The sequence below is a fragment of the Streptococcus cristatus genome, from assembly GCF_003944225.1.
Lineage (GTDB): Bacteria > Bacillota > Bacilli > Lactobacillales > Streptococcaceae > Streptococcus > Streptococcus cristatus_K.
In genome coordinates this window covers 269,922-289,509 of the sequence record NZ_RJPN01000002.1, presented here as the reverse complement: position 1 = coordinate 289,509, position 19,588 = coordinate 269,922, and the positions used below count along the sequence as shown (strand labels likewise).

The following is a 19,588-nucleotide window of genomic DNA, read 5'->3' as shown; positions in this document are numbered from 1 at the left end:
ATTTGATTGGCAGAGTGAAATCGACGAATATCTCCCAATTCGCCAATGATAGATGTCGCTGTGGTTTCTGCGATGCCAGAAATTGACCGTAAGATGTTATACTCTGGTAAAGGCTGAGCTAGAGCTACCATGTCGTTTAAGACAACTTGTCTGCGTTCAGAAAGACGAAGCAATTCTTGAGCATAGTAGCGAACCTCTTCAAGCATTGGAGAGGTTTTCTTGACCGCACAAAAAGATTGTTTAGCGAGTGAGATAGCTGAGCCTTACCTTGATGAGCATATTGCCCAGCGCTGGTCTGATCTAGTTCGATCGGCTCAGACCAACTAAGTAGGATTCAGAAAGAAAGGCATAACCACTATGATTTGTTTGTTTGACCGCTATGATCAAGCAAGTTTTGATTTGTTACGTTCATTAAAAGCAACAGGACTTGATTGTCCTGTTGTTGTACAAGACGATGGCTATCTTTCACCAGATGTCGAGTCTCCTTACAGTTATTTTACAGGAGACTTGGACACGCCAGAAGGCCGTCCAATTTATTTTAATCTTGTCCCCAAACCGCACCTATGGGAGATTCGCTCCAGCAATGTAAATGGCGAAATCTTGGATATGGGCAAGAAGCGTGCGAATATTTTCTATCGCCAACCAACGCATGAAAGACGTGTACGGGCTGTCGAATGGTTGGATACAGAGGGGCAGGTTCGAGCAGCAGATATCTATAATCGCAAAGGACGCCTTTTCGCACAAATAACCTACGATCAGACACAACATCCGACCCATACTCGTTATTTTGACCAGAGCAATGTCGTGGTGATTATGGAAAATCATCTGACTGGTGATATCATCTTGACACTTGAAGGAAAGCGTCATATCTTTAAATCCAAACAAGAATTTGTCGTCTTTTATCTGCAATATCGTGGATATGATACAGATCGTATTATTTATAATTCTCTAGCAACCCCCTTCTTGGTGGCCTACGCTCTTCGTCCTAAAAATGGTCGTGCAGAAGATGTTCTTTTCTGGCAAGAGCCTATCGGAGAATCCTTACCTGGTAATATGAAAGTAGCTATGAAAATGCCTCATCGCAATATCCGCATCGCTGTTCAGGACAGGCAGGTATATGAGAAAATTCAAAGCTTGGCAACACCAGAAGAAAAAGTCTATTTCCACAATATTGGTTATATTTATGATTACCAGCGTCTTAATAATATGAATCCAGAAGCCCTGATTTTGACCAATAGTGATCAGCTTGAGCAAATAGAGCAGCTCTTGACTCAGCTGCCAAATGTACATTTCCATGTTGGAGCCATCACAGAAATGTCAAGCCATTTGATGGAATTAAATCGCTATCCGAATATTTCCCTCTACCCTAATATTCGTCCAGCTAAGGTGAATGAACTTTTTGCTCGCTGTGACTTGTATCTGGATATCAATATCAGCGATGAAATCCTAAATGCATGTCGCACAGCTTTTGAGAACAACATGCTGATTCTCAGCTTCAAAAACACTTGTCATAGCCATCGATTTATTGCGGATAATCACATTTATGCGCTAGAAAATGTCTCAACCATGGTGGATAAGATTCAAGCTGTCCTTGCCCACTCATCAGAGATGGAAGCAGCACTTACTAGACAGAAACAGGCTGCTAATCAGGCTAGTTTGGAGCAATATAAGGCCATTCTTTAACCAGATACATGAGAACTTGCTTTCGATGAAGGCAAGTTCCTTTATGCAGATTTAGTAAGGGAGGACAATCATGCCAGAGAAGAAAAAGGGAATTCTGCAGGAACATATCAACGAGCAACTAGATAATCGTAGAAAACCGTTGAAAAGAGAGAAGCAAGAGTTTAGTATGATTGCAGTGTTAGGCGGTATTCTTTTTCTGATCACCCTTTTGGTCACAATCATCATGCAGTTGGGACAATTCTTTTAGTCTCTAATATTCTAGTTAGAATGATAAAAAAACAGCAGACTTTCCTGCTGTTTTTTGTTACAATTTATACATGACTAAGAATCAAGAAAATAGAAGGGAGTGCCACTGTGTTAGCAATTGAAAAAATTAGGAAAATCACTCCCGAAAACCTTCCGACCTTAACGATTTTGACGGGAGATGACTTAGGGCAATTTGAGCTGTTAAAAGACGAGTTTCTGAAGCAGATCCACTACGATCCAGCGGATTTGAATATCACGTTGTTTGATATGAAAGAAACATCTTATGCAGATGTGGAGCTAGATTTAGTCAGTCTGCCCTTTTTTGCGGATGAAAAGATTATTATTTTAGATCATTTTGCGGATCTAACAACAGCGAAAAAGCGCTATTTATCGGATGAAGAGCTCAAGTCCTTTGAGCAGTATTTGGAAGCTCCTAGTAGCACGACCAAATTGGTCATTTTCGCGGAAGGCAAGCTGGACAGCAAACGCCGACTAGTCAAGATGCTCAAGCGCGATGGACAGATTTTTGAAGCGGCTGAGATTAAGGAAGCAGATTTACGCCAGTATTTTGCCAAACAGGCACAGCTTGAAGGTCTGGACTTTGCTCCGAAGGCTTTTGACCACTTGCTGATCAAATCAGGCTTTCATTTCAGCGAAATCAGTAAAAACTTGGCTTTTCTGAAGTCTTATAAAGAGTCGGGGCAAGTCAGTCTGGAAGACATTGCTGAGGCGATTCCTAAAACTTTGCAGGACAACATTTTTGATTTGACTCAGCTGATTTTACAGAAACAAATTGATGCCGCACGGAGTTTGGTGCGCGATCTGACCTTGCAGGGTGAAGATGAAATCAAGCTGATTGCCATCATGTTAGGCCAGTTTCGAATGTTTACTCAGGTTAAAATTTTGGCGGATAATGGCCGATCCGAGAGCCAAATCGTGTCGGACTTATCAGACTATCTAGGCCGCAAGATAAATCCCTTCCAAGTCAAGTTTGCACTCAAGGATGCGCGTGGGCTCAGTCTCAACTTTCTGAAAAGAACCCTGACCTGCTTGATTGAAACGGACTATCAAATCAAGTCTGGCCTCTATGACAAGGACTACCTTTTTGACCTTGCCTTGCTGAAAATCGCAACAGGAAACTTCTAAAAGCTTAGCAAAATTTATAAGCAAAATAGTTGAAAAATGTGCGTTTTTACGTTATGATTTGTATAATAATAAAGAAAATGAGGACAAGTAAATGGCAATTATTTTACCAGATCTACCTTATGCATACGACGCTTTGGAACCTTACATCGATGAGGAAACAATGCACCTTCACCATGATAAGCACCACCAAACTTACGTAAATAACGTAAATGCGGCGCTTGAAAAACATCCTGAAATTGGTGAAGATTTAGAAAAACTGTTGGCAGATGTTGAGTCTATTCCGGCTGATATTCGCCAAGCAGTGATCAACAACGGTGGTGGACACTTGAACCACGCTCTTTTCTGGGAATTGATGACTCCTGAAAAGACAGCTCCTTCATCAGAACTTGCAGCAGCGATCGATGCGACATTCGGTTCATTCGAAGAATTCCAAGCAGCCTTTACTGCAGCAGCAACAACTCGTTTCGGTTCTGGTTGGGCATGGTTGGTTGTCAACAAAGAAGGGAAACTTGAAGTAACTTCAACAGCGAACCAAGATACACCAATCTCAGAAGGTAAGACACCAATCCTCGGCTTGGACGTTTGGGAACATGCCTACTACGTGAAATACCGCAACGTGCGTCCTGACTACATCAAGGCTTTCTTCTCAGTGATCAACTGGAAGAAAGTGGATGAGCTCTACGCAGCAGCTAAATAATAGAATTATAAAACGGATCGCAATGATTCGTTTTTAAATGCCCTTAAATTGACCTTTCTACTTGTTATTTTAATGAGAATCTTTTATAATACTAAAATATTAGGAGAAAAACTTTGATTAAAAATGACATAAAGAAACTGGCTTGCTGGTTCGGTGGTGTTTTCTTATTTATTTGTTTTTTGGGTCTTTTGGTGGAGCCACAGCGAGCTGATAAAAAGATAGCAGAAGCAGGTCAATCAATCGCTTCTTCACAGGCTACAGAAGGAGAGGAAACGAAGTCTGAGGCGACTGCGCGTGCTAGCAAGACGATGGAAGAGAAGCAAGAGGTGATAGAGCAAGACCTTCCAACCATGGAAGCTTTGGGTTTATCTTACGATTATGCGAATATGACCTTGCCACAAATTGTTCAGGCTTATATGGATGACATGGGAATTGACTCTTCGCAGATTGCTTTTTCTTATAAAGATCTGACGAGTGGGCAAACTTATGCCATGAATGATACCCAGCCTATGACAGCAGGCTCTACTTATAAACTTCCTCTTAATATGTTGGTTGTTGATGAGGTAGCAGCAGGAAAATTATCGCTGGAAGAGCGGTTTGATATTACCAATACCATATATGAATACAAAGGAGAGCACGATAACTATGTAGCGGCCTTCAATGGCGCCATGTCTATTCCTGATATGCAGGAGTATTCCTTGGTTTACTCTGAAAATACGCCCGCTTATGCGCTAGCAGAGCGATTAGGTGGTATGGATAAGGCCTACAGCATGTTTGAAAGATATGGTCGATCAAAAGCTAAAGTCAAGACGATCAGCAGAGAAAACAAAACAACAACGGATTATTATATTCAAGTTCTAGAGTATCTGTGGAATAATCAAGAAAAATACAAGGACATTCTTTATTTTATCGGTGTTTCCTTCCCTGGTGAATATTACAAGCGTTATTTATACGATTTGACAATTTACCAAAAGCCTGGGTATGTTAGAGAGGCTCTCAATGTTGATGCTATTGTTATGGAGGAGAAGCCCTATATTGTGGCACTTTATACCGCCTATCTAGGTGGCAGCACAGAAGCTAGTGAGGAGATCAGCGGAGTTGGTATTGATCAGGTCGGTCAAATTGCCTATATCATCAATGAGTGGCACCGGGTCAACATGAATTAATCTAATAGAAATCAGAAAAAATACGCTTTAGATGAAAATCTGGGCGTATTTTTGGTTTTTAATTGCAGTAAAGCTTGATGACTTTTAGATTGAAATCTATTTAGAAAAAAATCAAAATAGATTTGACAGAAAGAAAAGAAAGATGTATAATCTATTTAGAAAAAAATCTAAACAGTTCAGGAGAAAAACGATGATTTCCATTCATATCTTGATTGCTATGCTGCTGATTTTAGGAGCAGTCCTTGTTCCTTTGGTTTATTTTAAAAAGACCAAGCACATTTCTTTATTAGTCTTTCTTTTAGGGGGAGTTGGCTTTTATCTGTCTAGTCAGGTTCTGGAAAATATCTTGCATCGTATCGTTTTACAGCCTCAGGCTGATGGGACTATTTCTTTGCGGACGGAAAATCCTTGGCTATACGTTCTTTATGCTGTTGCTGCGGCAGCTATTTTTGAAGAAACAGGTCGCTGGGTCATCTTTTACTGGCTGCAAAAGAAGCGTCCACTGACCTTTAGGGATGGTGTGGCCTATGGCTTGGGGCATGGTGGTATTGAGGCTTTGTTTGTTGGTATTGTCAGTCTCTTAAACCTTTGGGTTATAGCTCAAGTAGTGACTCAGGGGAATGCTCAGATGCTGGCTCAAATTCCTCAAGCAGTTATTGACAATGTCCGTTCCATGAGTGCTGGCAGCATCTACCTTTTGGCTCTTGAGCGGATCTTGGCTATTCTTATCCAAATCTTGCTGACCTTCTGGGTTTGGAAGGCGGTCAAGGAGAAGGCTCCAGTGTATTTTTTAGCTGCGCTGGGACTTCACGCCCTGATTGACTTAGCGCCTGCCCTGGCTCAGGTGGGCTTTCTTCCGCCACTTGCAGTTGAAGCTCTACTCTTGGTAGAAGTAGTGGTACTAGTCTTTCTGACCAAGAAAATCTTGAAAGTTTACCTGAAAGAAAGGTCTAATCATGGGGATCAGTCAAACGCTTAAAGCTCTAGCTGACCCAGTTCGGAGGGGGATTCTGGAAATGCTCAAGCATGGTCCGAAGTCTGCAGGGGAAATTGCCCAAGCTTTTGAGCTGACGCCTGCGACGGTATCCTACCACCTCTCTCAGCTAAAGAAAGCCGGTCTACTCATAGAAGAAAAGCAGAAGAACTTTATTTATTACAGCTTAGATGTCACTGTTTTTGAAGAAATTCTTGTCTGGTTTCAATCTCTTGGAGGAGGAAACGAAAATGAAAAAAAATAGTTTACAAGAATTAGGATGGGCACTTGGCGTCATGCTCTTGCCAGTTTTCTATGCCATCTGGGTCTATCAAGAATTACCAGATAGCCTAGCGATTCACTTTGACTTATCTGGGGAAGGAGACAGCTTTTTACCTAAGTTTCTGTTAATCTCTGCTTTTCCAATTGTCATGATGCTGCTAGAAGTTATGATTTATTGGTCTACTGTTGCTAAAGATATCTTAAATCCCACTTTTAAACACCTTATTCGCTGGATCTTTCCCTTTAGCTTTGTCTTACTCTATATGGCGACTATCTATGGGGGCTTAGACGAGGACTTTGATATCCGTAAAATAGCAACTGTGATTGTTGGTGTTGTTTTTATAATTATGGGAAATTATCTGCCGAAAAAAGTCCAGGCGGATAGAAAACCCATGAATAGAAAGTGGGCACGTCTTTTAGTTTTGCTAGGCTTTCTTATTTTTATAATGGCTGTTTTCTGCCTGTAAGCGGATTTATGCTATAATACTAATAGCAAGTAAGAAGGGTTATTATGATCAATAAGGAACATTATCAGATTATTAGACAGCATCCAGCATTTGCACATTTTCCTGTGGAAATTTTTGATAAGATTGCTATTGAGATTCAATTCCGCAAGATTCCCAAGGGACAGATTATCTTCTTTTCAGGGGACCGTAGGGATCGTCTTTTCCTCCTGCATCGAGGCTATGTTCGTATCGAACAGTATGATTCAACCGATACTTTTTCTTATATGGACTATATTAAAATGAATAGTGTGTTTCCATATGGAGGTATGTTTTTCGATGAGCGTTATCATTATACGGCTAGCGCGGTCACCAATGTCGAATATTTCAGCATTCCTATGGACTTATTTGAAGACTATTCAAAAAAGAATGTTGATCAGCTGTTGTTTATCACCAAGCGTTTATCACAGATTTTAGAATTTCAGGAATTGCGCTTACGGAATGTCGTCTCAGCCAGTGCTACGGATCGTGTGACCCAGTCTTTATCTATTTTATGCATGGATCTGTGCAAAGAGCAGGATACACTTCCATTTCCAATGAGTATGAAAGAGTTGGCCAAGTTAGGAGCCACCACACGTGAAACAGTCAATCAGGTTCTAAAAAAACTAAGAGAAGAAGGAGTGATTGACTACGAGCATAAAAAATTGACATTTAAGAATAAGGATTACTTTATGAGATATTTTGAAGGAAGCTAATCAATCATTTGATTGGCTTTTTTCAAACATTTTTACACATTTAAAAGTTTTTTCTGATCATATTCTAATATTAATTGAACATATATTTTTTACAAAAAAATATATATTCCTAAAAATAATAGAATAACCGAAATATGCAAAGAAAACGCTTTAGAATAAATAAATATTATAATGTTTTATAAAAAACGCAAAGGATTTGGCATTTGTAATGTAAGATTTTAGGTGTAAGCCTTTCCAATTCGTGATAGAATAATAGCATAAAAGGGATTGGGAAACCAAACCTCAACGAAAAGGAGGACAATAGATGTCTACACATCCAATTCATGTTTTCTCAGAAATTGGAAAACTGAAAAAAGTTATGTTGCACCGTCCGGGCAAAGAGCTGGAAAACTTGCTACCGGACTATCTAGAACGTCTTCTTTTTGATGACATTCCTTTCTTGGAAGATGCTCAAAAAGAACACGATGCATTCGCTCAAGCTCTTCGTGATGAAGGAATTGAAGTTCTTTATCTCGAAAAATTGGCTGCTGAATCCTTGATTTCTCCAGAAATTCGTGAACAGTTCATCGAAGAATATTTGGAAGAAGCAAATATTCGTGGACGCGAAACGAAGAAAGCTATTCGTGAATTGCTGCATGGTATCAAGGACAACCAAGAATTGGTTGAAAAAACAATGGCAGGGGTTCAAAAAGCTGAATTGCCAGAAATTCCTGACGAAGCGAAGGGTCTGACTGACTTGGTAGAATCAGATTATCCATTTGCGATTGATCCAATGCCAAACCTTTACTTCACACGCGATCCATTTGCAACCATTGGTAATGCTGTATCGCTCAACCACATGTTTGCAGATACTCGTAACCGTGAAACACTTTACGGTAAATACATCTTCAAATATCACCCAGAATACGCTGGAAAAGTGGAATTGGTTTACAACCGTGAAGAAGATACTCGTATCGAAGGTGGAGATGAGTTAGTTCTTTCTAAAGATGTATTGGCAGTTGGTATTTCTCAACGTACAGACGCAGCATCTATCGAAAAACTTTTGGTGAACATCTTCAAGAAGAATGTTGGCTTCAAGAAAGTATTGGCCTTTGAATTTGCTAACAACCGTAAATTCATGCACTTAGATACTGTCTTCACTATGGTTGACTATGACAAGTTCACCATCCACCCAGAAATCGAAGGCGACCTTCGCGTTTACTCCGTTACTTATGAAAACGAAAAACTGAAGATCGTTGAAGAAAAAGGTGACTTGGCTGAACTCCTTGCGCAAAACCTTGGCGTAGAAAAAGTTCATTTGATTCGTTGCGGTGGCGGCAATATCGTAGCAGCTGGACGTGAACAATGGAATGACGGTTCTAACACCTTGACTATCGCTCCTGGTGTGGTAGTGGTTTATGACCGCAATACTGTAACCAACAAGATTTTGGAAGAATACGGGCTTCGCTTGATCAAGATTCGCGGAAGTGAATTGGTTCGGGGCCGTGGTGGACCTCGTTGCATGTCTATGCCATTTGAACGTGAAGAAGTTTAATTCGTGTTCGACAATTTATCAATAGAAATTTAATAACTAGAAAGAGGAAATAACAGAATGACATATTCAGTATTCCAAGGACGTAGCTTCCTTGCAGAAAAAGACTTTACTCGTGCAGAATTAGAATACCTAATCGGACTTTCAGCTCACTTGAAAGACTTGAAGAAACGCAATATTCAACACCATTATCTTGCTGGTAAGAATATCGCTCTCTTGTTTGAAAAAACATCTACTCGTACGCGTGCAGCCTTTACTACAGCAGCTATCGACCTTGGTGCACATCCAGAATACCTTGGCGCTAATGATATTCAGCTTGGTAAGAAAGAATCTACAGAAGATACTGCTAAAGTATTGGGACGTATGTTTGACGGGATTGAATTCCGCGGCTTCAGCCAACGCATGGTAGAAGAATTGGCAGAATTCTCAGGTGTTCCAGTATGGAATGGTTTGACTGATGAATGGCATCCAACTCAAATGCTTGCTGACTACTTGACAGTTCGAGAAAACTTTGGTCGTTTGGAAGGCTTGACATTGGTTTACTGTGGTGATGGACGTAACAATGTTGCTAACAGCTTGCTGGTAACAGGAGCTATCCTTGGCGTTAACGTTCACATCTTCTCACCAAAAGAACTCTTCCCAGAAAAAGAAATTGTTGAATTGGCAGAAGGCTTTGCTAAAGAAAGCGGCGCACACATCCTCATCACTGAAGATGCAGACGAAGCTGTTAAAGGTGCAGATGTACTTTACACAGACGTTTGGGTATCTATGGGTGAAGAAGATAAATTCGCAGAACGCGTTGCACTTTTGAAACCTTACCAAGTTAACATGGAATTGGTGAAGAAAGCTGATAATGAAGACTTGATCTTCTTGCACTGCTTGCCAGCATTCCACGATACAAATACTGTCTACGGTAAAGATGTCGCTGAAAAATTTGGCGTAGAAGAAATGGAAGTAACAGACGAAGTCTTCCGCAGCAAATACGCTCGCCACTTTGACCAAGCAGAAAACCGTATGCACACAATCAAAGCTGTTATGGCTGCTACACTCGGCAACCTTTACATTCCAAAAGTATAATCTTATATAAGAAACCGTCTACCAACAGCTATGAGGGCTGCGACTAATAGCTTTAGTCCAGTCCTCTTTTATATGATGGAAATCTGTTATTTCTTATAAAAATTTGAAAAAATATTAAACCGAAATCTAAAGGCATTCAATTGAATGTGATAAAGGAGAATTTATGGCAAATCGTAAAATTGTAGTGGCTTTGGGAGGAAATGCGATTCTTTCTTCTGATCCATCAGCAAAAGCTCAACAGGAAGCTTTGGTGGAAACAGCTAAGCACCTTGTAAAATTGATCAAAAATGGGGATGATTTGATCATCACTCACGGTAATGGTCCTCAAGTTGGAAATCTCTTGCTCCAACACTTGGCAGCTGATTCTGAAAAGAACCCCGCTTTCCCACTTGATTCACTTGTTGCTATGACAGAAGGTAGCATCGGTTTCTGGCTGCAAAATGCCTTGCAAAATGCTCTCTTGGATGAAGGTATCGAAAAAGATGTTGGTTCAGTTGTGACACAAGTTGTTGTCGATAAAAATGACCCAGCTTTTGTTAACTTGAGCAAACCAATCGGTCCTTTCTATTCAGAAGAAGAAGCAAAAGCAGAAGCTGAAAAGAGCGGAGCGACTTTCAAAGAGGATGCTGGCCGCGGTTGGCGCAAGGTTGTTGCTTCACCAAAACCTGTTGATATCAAGGAAATCGAAACAATTCGTACCCTCTTTAATGCTGGTCAAGTGGTCGTTGCTGCTGGTGGTGGCGGAATTCCAGTCATCAAGGAAGACAACGGTCATTTGGCTGGTGTTGAAGCTGTTATTGATAAAGACTTTGCTTCTCAACGCTTGGCGGAATTAGTCGAAGCTGACCTCTTCATCGTCTTGACTGGTGTAGATTATGTCTTTGTCAACTACAATAAACCTGATCAAGAAAAATTAGAACATGTGAATGTTGCTCAGCTGGAAGAATATATCAAACAAGACCAATTTGCCCCAGGCAGCATGCTTCCAAAAGTAGAAGCAGCTATCGCTTTTGTCAACGGTCGTCCAGAAGGAAAAGCAGTTATTACTTCCCTTGAAAATCTTGGCGCTTTGATTGAATCTGAAAGCGGAACAATTATTGAAAAAGAATAAGCTATTTTACTAGTAAAATATATGGTATTTCTAACGTCTTTATATCAAGTTAGGAATATTTCTTGAAAATAAATGCGATATTTTCAAAAAATACTAGTTTTTTAGACCTTAATGTGGTAAAATAAATATAAATAGAAAGCGTTTTTCTTAAATATTTATTTAAGAAAGTGGTTGGTTTTTTGCACTTTGTTAGACATTAGGAGGAAAAACAAATGAGTGAAAAAGCTAAAAAAGGGTTTAAGATGCCTTCATCTTATACCGTCTTGTTGATAATCATTGCTATTATGGCAGTGTTGACTTGGATCATTCCTGCGGGTGCCTTTGTGGATGGTGTTTACAAAGCCCAACCTCAAAATCCGCAAGGGATTTGGGATGTTCTCATGGCACCGATTCGGGCTATGCTAGGTACTCATCCAGAGGAAGGCTCGCTGATTAAGGAGACAAGTGCAGCGATCGATGTAGCCTTCTTCATCCTCATGGTTGGTGGTTTCCTTGGCGTTGTCAATGAAACTGGTATGCTAGATACTGGTATTGCTTCTATTGTGAAGAAGTACAAGGGCCGCGAAAAGATGTTGATTTTGGTTCTCATGCCTTTGTTTGCCCTTGGTGGTACAACTTATGGTATGGGTGAAGAAACCATGGCCTTCTATCCTCTTCTTGTGCCAGTTATGATGGCTGTTGGATTTGATAGCTTGACTGGGGTTGCCATTATCTTGCTCGGTTCACAGATTGGATGTTTGGCATCTACCTTGAACCCGTTTGCGACAGGTATTGCTTCATCAACTGCAGGTGTCGGTCTGGGTGAAGGGATTATCCTTCGTTTGATCTTCTGGTTTGTCTTGACTGGTCTTAGTACTTGGTTCGTTTACAAGTATGCTGATAAGATTCAAAAAGATCCAACTAAGTCTCTCACTTATGCAACACGTGATGAAGATATGAAATTCTTCAATGTTGGTGAAGACGAAGAAAATGTCAACTCAACTCTTACTAAGAAACAAAAACATGTCTTTGTTCTCTTTGTACTGACCTTCGTCTTGATGGTCTTGAGTTTCATTCCTTGGAGTGACTTAGGTATTACTCTTTTCGGAGACTTAAATACTTGGTTGACTGGTCTTCCAGTTATCGGTAAGATTGTTGGTTCATCTACAGCTGCTTTGGGTACTTGGTACTTCCCAGAAGGCGCAATGCTCTTCGCCTTTATGGGTATCCTTATCGGTGTTGTTTATGGTCTTAAAGAAGACAAAATTATCTCTGCTTTCATGAATGGTGCTGCTGATTTGCTCAGTGTAGCCTTGATCGTAGCGATTGCCCGTGGTATCCAAGTTATTATGAATGATGGCATGATTACCGATACTATCCTCAACTGGGGTAAAGAAGGCCTCAGCGGTCTGTCTTCACAAGTCTTTATCGTTTTGACTTATATTTTCTATCTGCCTATGTCATTCTTGATCCCATCTTCATCTGGTCTTGCCAGCGCGACTATGGGTATCATGGCTCCGCTCGGAGAATTTGTCAATGTGCGTCCTAGCTTGATTATCACTGCTTACCAATCTGCTTCAGGTGTCTTGAACTTGATCGCACCAACATCTGGTATTGTGATGGGAGCTCTTGCACTTGGACGTATCAACATCGGTACTTGGTGGAAATTCATGGGCAAACTTGTAGTTGCTATCATTGTAGTGACTATCGCCCTTCTTCTCCTTGGAACATTCATTCCATTCCTATAAAGAGTGAGTGAGGTGATTCCATGAAAACATATATCACAAATCAAGTTAAAGATGAATTTCTTACATCATTAAAAACCTTGATTTCCTATCCTTCGGTACTCAATGAAGGAGAAAATGGAACACCTTTTGGACAAGCAATTCAAGATGTCCTAGAAAAAACTTTAGAGATTTGTCGAGGTTTAGGTTTCACTACCTATCTTGACCCTAAAGGTTATTATGGATATGCAGAAATCGGTCAGGGAGCAGAGCTCCTGGCCGTTCTCTGTCATTTGGATGTTGTTCCATCAGGTGATGAGGCAGATTGGCGGACACCGCCATTTGAGGCAACTATCAAAGACGGATGGATCTTCGGACGTGGTGTCCAAGATGATAAGGGACCATCAATGGCTGCTCTTTATGCAGTAAAGGCTCTGCTAGATAGCGGAGTTACATTTAAAAAGCGGGTTCGTTTTATCTTTGGTACGGACGAGGAGACCCTCTGGCGCTGTATGGGTCGGTACAATGAACTAGAAGAAACAGCGACGCTTGGCTTTGCACCAGATTCTTCTTTCCCTTTGACCTATGCTGAAAAAGGCCTCTTGCAAGTCAAGCTGCATGGTCCTGGCTCAGATAAGCTAGACCTAGAAGCAGGAGCAGCCTTTAATGTTGTGCCTGGCAAGGCTAGCTACCAAGGAGAACTTTTAGAGCAGGTCGTGGCAGGTTTGCAAGTAGCTTCTTTTGACTATGAGCAAAATGACCAACAAGTTACTGTTCTCGGCCTGCCTAAGCATGCCAAGGATGCAGCTGAAGGTATCAATGCTATTGTTCGGCTGGCGACAGTTTTGCAGCCTTTACAAACTCATCCTGCCTTGGCCTTTATTGCAGAAGCAGTGGGAGAAGATGCGACTGGCGGCCGTTTATTTGGCGACATTTCAGATGAACCGTCTGGCAGACTTTCCTTTAACATTGCAGGTCTGACGCTGAACTCAGAAAAGTCTGAAATTCGTATTGATATTCGGATTCCTGTCTTAGCGGATAAAGATCAGCTAGTAGCACAACTAGCGGAGATTGCTGGGCGCTACCAACTGGACTATGAAGAGTTTGACTATTTGGCTCCGCTTTATGTACCTAAAGATAGCGAACTGGTCAGCACCTTGATGGCTATCTACCAAGAAAAGACTGGCGATACTAGTCCAGCTATGTCCTCTGGTGGAGCAACCTTTGCTCGGACTATGCCAAATTGTGTGGCCTTTGGCGCTCTTTTCCCAGGAGTGGAGCAGACGGAACATCAGGCCAATGAACGAGCGTCTTTGGAAGATCTCTATCGTGCGATGGATATCTATGCTGAGACTATTTTCCGCTTGGCAGGAGAATAAAATTGCTAAGATAGATATCAGTGTTGCCAATTTTTCCAAGTAAAAACTGCGGATCAAAACAAAAAAGAGTTGGATTTTCCAACTCTTTTGTCATTTACTAAAGAAAAATGGGGGGGCAAATTCTTTGAGTTTATCAAAGCAATCGATAGCAGCTTGGTTATCTTCACAGATGATTAGGCAGACGTCGTCTCCACAGACGGTAGCAACAATCTGGGGCAACTCTAGAGCATCTAAAATGGCACCAAAAGATTGGGCCAGTCCGGGCAAGGTTTTCATGACGACTTGATGCTGAACGGGGCGGAGCATGACCAGGGCATCTTCCATATAGAAGCGCAGTCTTTTCTCCCAACGAGAGGGAGCGATGCTATTAATGATATAGTAAGATCTGTCGTTTTCGGTCACCTTGACTAGATTGAGAGTTTTCATGTCACGAGAGAGAGTAGACTGGGTGACAATGACGCCGTTTGCTTCCAGAAGTTCTTGGAGTTCCTGTTGGGTATGGACCCTTTTTTCCATGATGAGGGAGCGGATGAGGCGGTGCCTACTTTCGATTTTATTCATAGATTCACCTGTATTTATTTGATAAACATAGCGTCGCCAAAGCTAAAGAAGCGATAGCGCTCAGCGATAGCATGCTCATAGGCTCGCAGTGTCAGTTGGCGTCCAGCAAAAGCTGATACCAGCATGACAAGAGTTGATTTTGGTAAGTGGAAGTTGGTCGAAAAGGCATCGACAATCTTCCACTGATAGCCTGGTTTGATAAAAATATTGGTCCAGCCAGAGTCGGCTTGGATTTGACCATCGAATTTGCTGCCGATTGTTTCCAGTGTTCGGATAGAAGTGGTGCCGACAGCAATGATGCGGTGGCCGCTTGCCTTGACTTGACGCAGGGTCTCAGCTGCTTCTTCAGACAAGCTATAAAATTCGGAATGCATCTCATGCTCTTCCAAGTTGTCAACTGATACGGGACGGAAGGTTCCAAGCCCCACATGCAGGGTCAGATAGACGAGCTTAACGCCTTTTGCCGCAATTTTATCCAGCAATTCCTCTGTGAAATGGAGGCCAGCGGTTGGAGCGGCGGCGGAGCCGTTTTCTTTGGCATAGACTGTCTGGTAGCGTTCACGATCCTCTAGCTTCTCATGGATATAAGGTGGCAGGGGCATTTCACCCAAACTTTCTAGGACTTCTAGGAAAATCCCCTGATAGTCAAAGCGAACAATCCGTCCACCGTGCTCCAGCTCTTCTGTTACAGTGGCAGTCAAACGACCATCGCCGAAAGAAACACGCGTTCCGACTCTGAGTCGTTTGGCTGGCTTGGCTAGGACTTCCCAGAAGTCTCCTTGGGTATTTTTCAAGAGTAGGAGTTCTACATGACCGCCGGTTTCAGGCTTGGTTCCATAAAGGCGGGCTGGCAGGACACGGGTGTTATTCATAACCAAGGCATCACCTGGCTCAAGTTGGTCAATAATATTGTCAAAATGTTGGTCACTAAACTGGCCAGTTTCCCGGTCTACAATGAGCAGGCGAGAAGAGTCTCGCTTCTCCAGAGGGGTTTGAGCAATCAATTCTTCCGGCAAGTAAAAATCAAAATCAGCAGTATTCATTCTATCTCCCTAAATAGTTCTCATGATCCAAATATAGTAGGCGGCAAGCAAAAAGGGAATACTGATAAAGAAAATTCCCAGGCATAAAAAAATTAGTTGCCAACCGAGATGTTTTTTTAAGAAAAGCCCAGCGGTAAAAAGGGCAATTCCTAGTAAAAAGATTATAATCATTGGTAATAGCATGCTTTTATTATACCATGATTTGACGCTAAGTCTCTCAGTAAAATTTGAAAAAATTAAGTAGAATCTACTTGACAAAAATTGGTCTATACCATATAATAAAATAAGGAATCAATCAAGAAAAATAGGAGAACAGAATGAAAGTTATTCGTGTTGAGAATCAGGTAGAAGGCGCAAAGGTAGCTTTAGAAATCTTGAAAGAGAAGTTGGCTCAGGGGGCCAAAACATTGGGCTTGGCAACAGGAAGTAGTCCGATTGAGTTTTACAAGCAAATCATTGCCAGTGACCTAGATTTATCAGAGCTGACCAGTGTAAATTTGGATGAGTATGTGGGACTTTCAGAAGATAATCCCCAGTCTTACCGTTACTTTATGAATGAGCAGCTATTTAATAAAAAGCCTTTCAAAGAAAGCTTTTTGCCAAATGGTGTAGCAGAAGATTCGGAAGTAGAAGTGAAACGCTACAACCAAGTCTTGGCTGACCACCCAGTAGATTTGCAAATTTTGGGAATTGGCACCAATGGTCATATTGGCTTTAATGAGCCAGGAACTAGTTTTGATAGCACTGTCCATATCGTCGATTTGCAGCAATCAACTATCCAAGCGAACGCTCGCTTCTTTGAGAAGATTGAGGACGTACCGACCCAAGCTATCTCAATGGGAATTCGGAATATCTTAGATGCGAAGTCAATCATCCTCTTTGCCTATGGCGCTTCTAAAGCTCAAGCAATTGCAGGAACAGTCCAAGGTGAGGTGACAGAAGCTTTGCCAGCTAGTAGCCTTCAAGGCCATGAAGATGTCGTGATTATCGCAGATAAAGAAGCTCTGAGTTTATTAGAAGTCTAACAATCTATTTCCTATCTAATTTTTAGGTAGGATTTTTTATATTTATCAAAAACCTTGTTAAAAATATGGTATACTAGTTAGGAATGATTTTTTTGGAGGATAAATGTGAAGAAGAAATTTTTGGTGTTTGGACTGATTTTATCTGCCTTTCTGTCACCGTTTTCTGCTGCGGCAGATGAATTGGTAGATATGGCACGAAAAATGTATCCCAATGAAAATGTACAAGCAATCAATCGCCCTAAGTCATCTTTGATGATTGACGGAAATACGGGAGATATCCTGTGGCAGGATAACATCGATGAGGTTCGAGACCCAGCCAGCATGAGTAAGATCATGACCTTGTACTTGGTTTTTGAAGCCATTAAAGAGGGAAAACTCAGTTTAGATACGGTGATTAAGGCGACGCCGCAAGATCAGGCTGTTGCGGGAATTTATGAAATTTCCAATAATAAAATCGTGGCTGGGGTCAATTATACTGTTTCTGAGCTGATTACCATGACTGTTGTCCCATCCTCTAACGCAACAACAGTGATGCTGGCGAATTACCTGTCAGATAACGATCCCGATGCTTTCTTGGATAAGATGAACGCGAAAGCGCAGGAACTAGGCATGGCCAACACCAAATGGTTTAATGCCAGCGGTGCTGCGGCGGTTTCCTTCAAAGGTTACTATACTCCTCAGAGATATAACAATTATGTTAGTAATCAAACAACTGCGCGTGATTTAGGGATTCTAGTTTATAATTTTGTAAAGAACTATCCAGATATTTTAAACTATACCAATCAGGCTAAAGTAACTGTCAAGGCTGGCACGCCTTATGAAGAAACATTTGAGACTTATAATTACTCATTGCCGGGTGCTCGCTACGCTTTGGAGGGAGTAGATGGTCTGAAGACGGGCTCAAGTCCGAACGGTGCCTTCAACTACATTGCAACTGTCAAGCGTGGAAATCAGCGCGTGATTGGGGTTATCATGGGCGTTGGCGACTGGTCTGACCAAGACGGTGAATATTATCGCCACCCATTTGGAAATGCCTTGATCGAAAAATCTTATGCTGACTATGAGTACAAGAAATTATTCTCTAAAGGGAAGCAGGAGATTGATGGAAAAACTTACAATCTGCCAGAGGATTTTTATGCGACAATCAAAAAAGATGCGAAGGCAAAGCCTGTAGTTGAGAATGGTGTCTTGAAGGCTGGAAATGATCTGTACACGCTCTCTCCAAAAATCTCTGATGAGATGAAAGTGGAGGAAGTAGATGCTTCTGTCACCCAGTCTGCCAAGGAAGAAGTCACTAAGAAAGAAAATAATAAAACTTGGTATAGTGACTTGCTGAGCAACCGCTGGTTAATTGCCTTGCCAATTGTCATTATTGTCCTGATTTTCTATATCGAGAATCGGAAATCGAGAAAAGCTAAAGCAAGGGCTAGGAAAAATAAATAATTGATTGCATTTAGCTTGCAAGCTGAAATAAAGCTCAGTTCCTAAAAACTGGGTTTTATTCTATTTTTGGAGAGGTTTTGATGATGGGAAAAAAGTTTTCTAATAGCTATTTGGCTTATTTTTTGATGTATAATTTTTATTTTCTATCCAATTCATTGTTTTCAACCTTGATATCCGTTTATATGCTGGATAAGGGGTACACGGCTGGTCAAGTATCTATCGTCGTATCAGCTTCTTTCTTTTCTTCCATGCTGGCTCAGCCAATCATGGGGCTGTTAACTGATACGCTTGGCATCAAGAGAGTTTCGCTTATCAGTTTTTTCCTGATTATCCTAGGAGACATCTTCTTTATGGAGGCCGATAATCTATGGCTCTTGGCCATCTGGTACAGTTTTGTCTTGATGCTCATCAATGGAGTGGGTACCGTGATGGATGTACTAGCAACCCAAAGTCCTTATAAATATGGGAAAATCCGAATTTGGGGAACAATCGGTTATGCCGTCGGTTCACAGCTGGCAGGTTTGATTTATAAGAATATTTCTCCCCAGGCCATCTATCTGGTCTTTATCGGGACTATGATGCTGAGTATTTTAGGAGTTCTTGGCATGAATCCCAAGCGAGATAGATTAACTAAAAAGACTGAAAAACGAGGCCATTCGCTCTTTTCAGCTATACTTAAAAACAGAACTTATCTTTTTTATCTTTTCCTTGTTGCCCTATACTCTGGTGTGGGCAATACAGGGCATACCTATATTCCTTCCATGCTAGAATCCAGTGGCTTGAGTGTTGATTGGGCAACGACTGTTGTCGCAGTTTCTGTACTCTGTGAGGCACCCTTGATCTTTTATTCCTACCTTTTCATGGATAAGATAGCTGTCAAACAGTTGCTCTATATCTGCTTAGGTATGATGCTTCTTCAGTATGCGGTTTATGCTTTAAACTTTGGCTTGGGTTCGAAAATCGTAGTCACTCTGCTTTCCAAGCATGCTTCTGGCATGGTACTGACTATGCTTAGTCTGCGCATCGTAGCAAATTTGGTGGATGAAAAATATTTGGTGACCGCTTTTGCATTACTACAGACAGGGAGAAATCTAGGAACAATTTTCATCCAGAATATGTCAGGGTCTATCTTAGATCGTTTTGGCTATGGTAGTATGAATTTCATGTTGGCAGCGATCATAGGTCTAGTGCTCTTGCTTGCTCTCTTTTTGAAAGTTCCTGAAAAAAAGAATCAGAATTTATTTGGATAAGAAAAAGCGAGTCTGGAAACTTTTCAGCTCGTTTTTGTTTAGGGAGATTACATAAGTGAGAGAGTAAATAATAC

Annotated in this window: 19 protein-coding genes and 1 pseudogene; 17 read left to right on the top strand and 3 right to left on the bottom strand. The window is 41.3% G+C overall.

Features of this window, described 5'->3' with window-relative positions:
- Positions 1–254: pseudogene (locus tag D8797_RS04405) on the bottom strand (transposase); the annotation flags it as partial.
- Between the two features lie 103 nt (positions 255–357).
- Between D8797_RS04405 and gtfB the strand changes: the two are divergent.
- From gtfB to D8797_RS04335, 14 genes are all read left to right on the top strand, one after another.
- Complete coding sequence (gene gtfB / locus D8797_RS04400; RefSeq protein ID WP_125379406.1) at positions 358–1,683, top strand: accessory Sec system glycosylation chaperone GtfB; 1,326 nt, start codon at positions 358–360, stop codon at positions 1,681–1,683.
- Positions 1,684–1,753: 70 nt separating this feature from the next.
- Positions 1,754–1,930 (top strand): hypothetical protein, encoded by a 177-nt coding sequence (locus D8797_RS04395; protein WP_048764492.1) that lies wholly within the window; start codon positions 1,754–1,756, stop codon positions 1,928–1,930.
- A 107-nt stretch (positions 1,931–2,037) separates the two neighbouring features.
- Positions 2,038–3,075 carry a DNA polymerase III subunit delta gene (gene holA, locus D8797_RS04390; protein ID WP_125379405.1) on the top strand — a complete coding sequence of 346 codons (1,038 nt, stop codon included), beginning with the start codon at positions 2,038–2,040 and terminating at the stop codon, positions 3,073–3,075.
- A gap of 91 nt (positions 3,076–3,166) precedes the next feature.
- Positions 3,167–3,772 (top strand): superoxide dismutase SodA, encoded by a 606-nt coding sequence (gene sodA, locus D8797_RS04385; RefSeq protein WP_125379404.1) that lies wholly within the window; start codon positions 3,167–3,169, stop codon positions 3,770–3,772.
- Positions 3,773–3,885: 113 nt separating this feature from the next.
- The gene (locus tag D8797_RS04380; protein ID WP_125379403.1) at positions 3,886–4,938 is read left to right on the top strand and encodes a serine hydrolase; all 1,053 of its coding nucleotides are present in this window, start codon (positions 3,886–3,888) and stop codon (positions 4,936–4,938) included.
- A 190-nt stretch (positions 4,939–5,128) separates the two neighbouring features.
- Positions 5,129–5,917, top strand: coding sequence for a YhfC family glutamic-type intramembrane protease (locus D8797_RS04375; RefSeq protein WP_125379402.1), 789 nt, complete (start codon positions 5,129–5,131; stop codon positions 5,915–5,917).
- Complete coding sequence (locus tag D8797_RS04370; RefSeq protein WP_002896078.1) at positions 5,895–6,176, top strand: autorepressor SdpR family transcription factor; 282 nt, start codon at positions 5,895–5,897, stop codon at positions 6,174–6,176. The genes D8797_RS04375 and D8797_RS04370 overlap by 23 nt, the downstream gene beginning before the upstream one ends.
- On the top strand, positions 6,163–6,660 hold the full coding sequence (locus D8797_RS04365; RefSeq protein ID WP_125379401.1) for a DUF1648 domain-containing protein: 498 nt from the start codon (positions 6,163–6,165) through the stop codon (positions 6,658–6,660). The genes D8797_RS04370 and D8797_RS04365 overlap by 14 nt, the downstream gene beginning before the upstream one ends.
- Positions 6,661–6,704: 44 nt before the next feature.
- Positions 6,705–7,391, top strand: a complete 687-nt coding sequence (locus D8797_RS04360) for a Crp/Fnr family transcriptional regulator (protein WP_045499178.1) — start codon at positions 6,705–6,707, stop codon at positions 7,389–7,391.
- Positions 7,392–7,695: 304 nt separating this feature from the next.
- The gene (arcA, locus tag D8797_RS04355; RefSeq protein ID WP_005590767.1) at positions 7,696–8,925 is read left to right on the top strand and encodes an arginine deiminase; all 1,230 of its coding nucleotides are present in this window, start codon (positions 7,696–7,698) and stop codon (positions 8,923–8,925) included.
- A gap of 57 nt (positions 8,926–8,982) precedes the next feature.
- Positions 8,983–9,999, top strand: coding sequence for an ornithine carbamoyltransferase (argF, locus tag D8797_RS04350; protein WP_125379400.1), 1,017 nt, complete (start codon positions 8,983–8,985; stop codon positions 9,997–9,999).
- Between the two features lie 163 nt (positions 10,000–10,162).
- A complete protein-coding gene (gene arcC, locus D8797_RS04345; RefSeq protein ID WP_125379399.1) occupies positions 10,163–11,110 on the top strand; it encodes a carbamate kinase in 948 nt (315 codons plus the stop codon).
- A 212-nt stretch (positions 11,111–11,322) separates the two neighbouring features.
- Complete coding sequence (locus D8797_RS04340) at positions 11,323–12,837, top strand: YfcC family protein (RefSeq protein ID WP_125379398.1); 1,515 nt, start codon at positions 11,323–11,325, stop codon at positions 12,835–12,837.
- Positions 12,838–12,857: 20 nt separating this feature from the next.
- Positions 12,858–14,192: a dipeptidase gene (locus D8797_RS04335; RefSeq protein ID WP_125379397.1), complete on the top strand. Its 1,335-nt coding sequence runs from the start codon at positions 12,858–12,860 to the stop codon at positions 14,190–14,192.
- Positions 14,193–14,282: 90 nt separating this feature from the next.
- Here D8797_RS04335 and D8797_RS04330 read toward each other — a convergent pair whose 3' ends face one another.
- Positions 14,283–14,753 (bottom strand): arginine repressor, encoded by a 471-nt coding sequence (locus tag D8797_RS04330; RefSeq protein ID WP_125379396.1) that lies wholly within the window; start codon positions 14,751–14,753, stop codon positions 14,283–14,285.
- Between the two features lie 14 nt (positions 14,754–14,767).
- Positions 14,768–15,796, bottom strand: a complete 1,029-nt coding sequence (queA, locus tag D8797_RS04325; RefSeq protein ID WP_125379395.1) for a tRNA preQ1(34) S-adenosylmethionine ribosyltransferase-isomerase QueA — start codon at positions 15,794–15,796, stop codon at positions 14,768–14,770.
- Positions 15,797–16,113: 317 nt separating this feature from the next.
- On the opposite strand from queA, the gene D8797_RS04320 reads away from it, so the two are divergent.
- The 3 genes from D8797_RS04320 to D8797_RS04310 all read left to right on the top strand — a co-directional run bounded on the left by D8797_RS04320 (position 16,114) and on the right by D8797_RS04310 (position 19,514).
- Positions 16,114–16,821 (top strand): glucosamine-6-phosphate deaminase, encoded by a 708-nt coding sequence (locus D8797_RS04320; protein WP_125379394.1) that lies wholly within the window; start codon positions 16,114–16,116, stop codon positions 16,819–16,821.
- Between the two features lie 105 nt (positions 16,822–16,926).
- On the top strand, positions 16,927–18,264 hold the full coding sequence (locus D8797_RS04315; protein WP_125379393.1) for a D-alanyl-D-alanine carboxypeptidase: 1,338 nt from the start codon (positions 16,927–16,929) through the stop codon (positions 18,262–18,264).
- A gap of 83 nt (positions 18,265–18,347) precedes the next feature.
- Positions 18,348–19,514, top strand: coding sequence for an MFS transporter (locus D8797_RS04310; RefSeq protein WP_185780841.1), 1,167 nt, complete (start codon positions 18,348–18,350; stop codon positions 19,512–19,514).
- Positions 19,515–19,588: the final 74 nt, after the last annotated feature.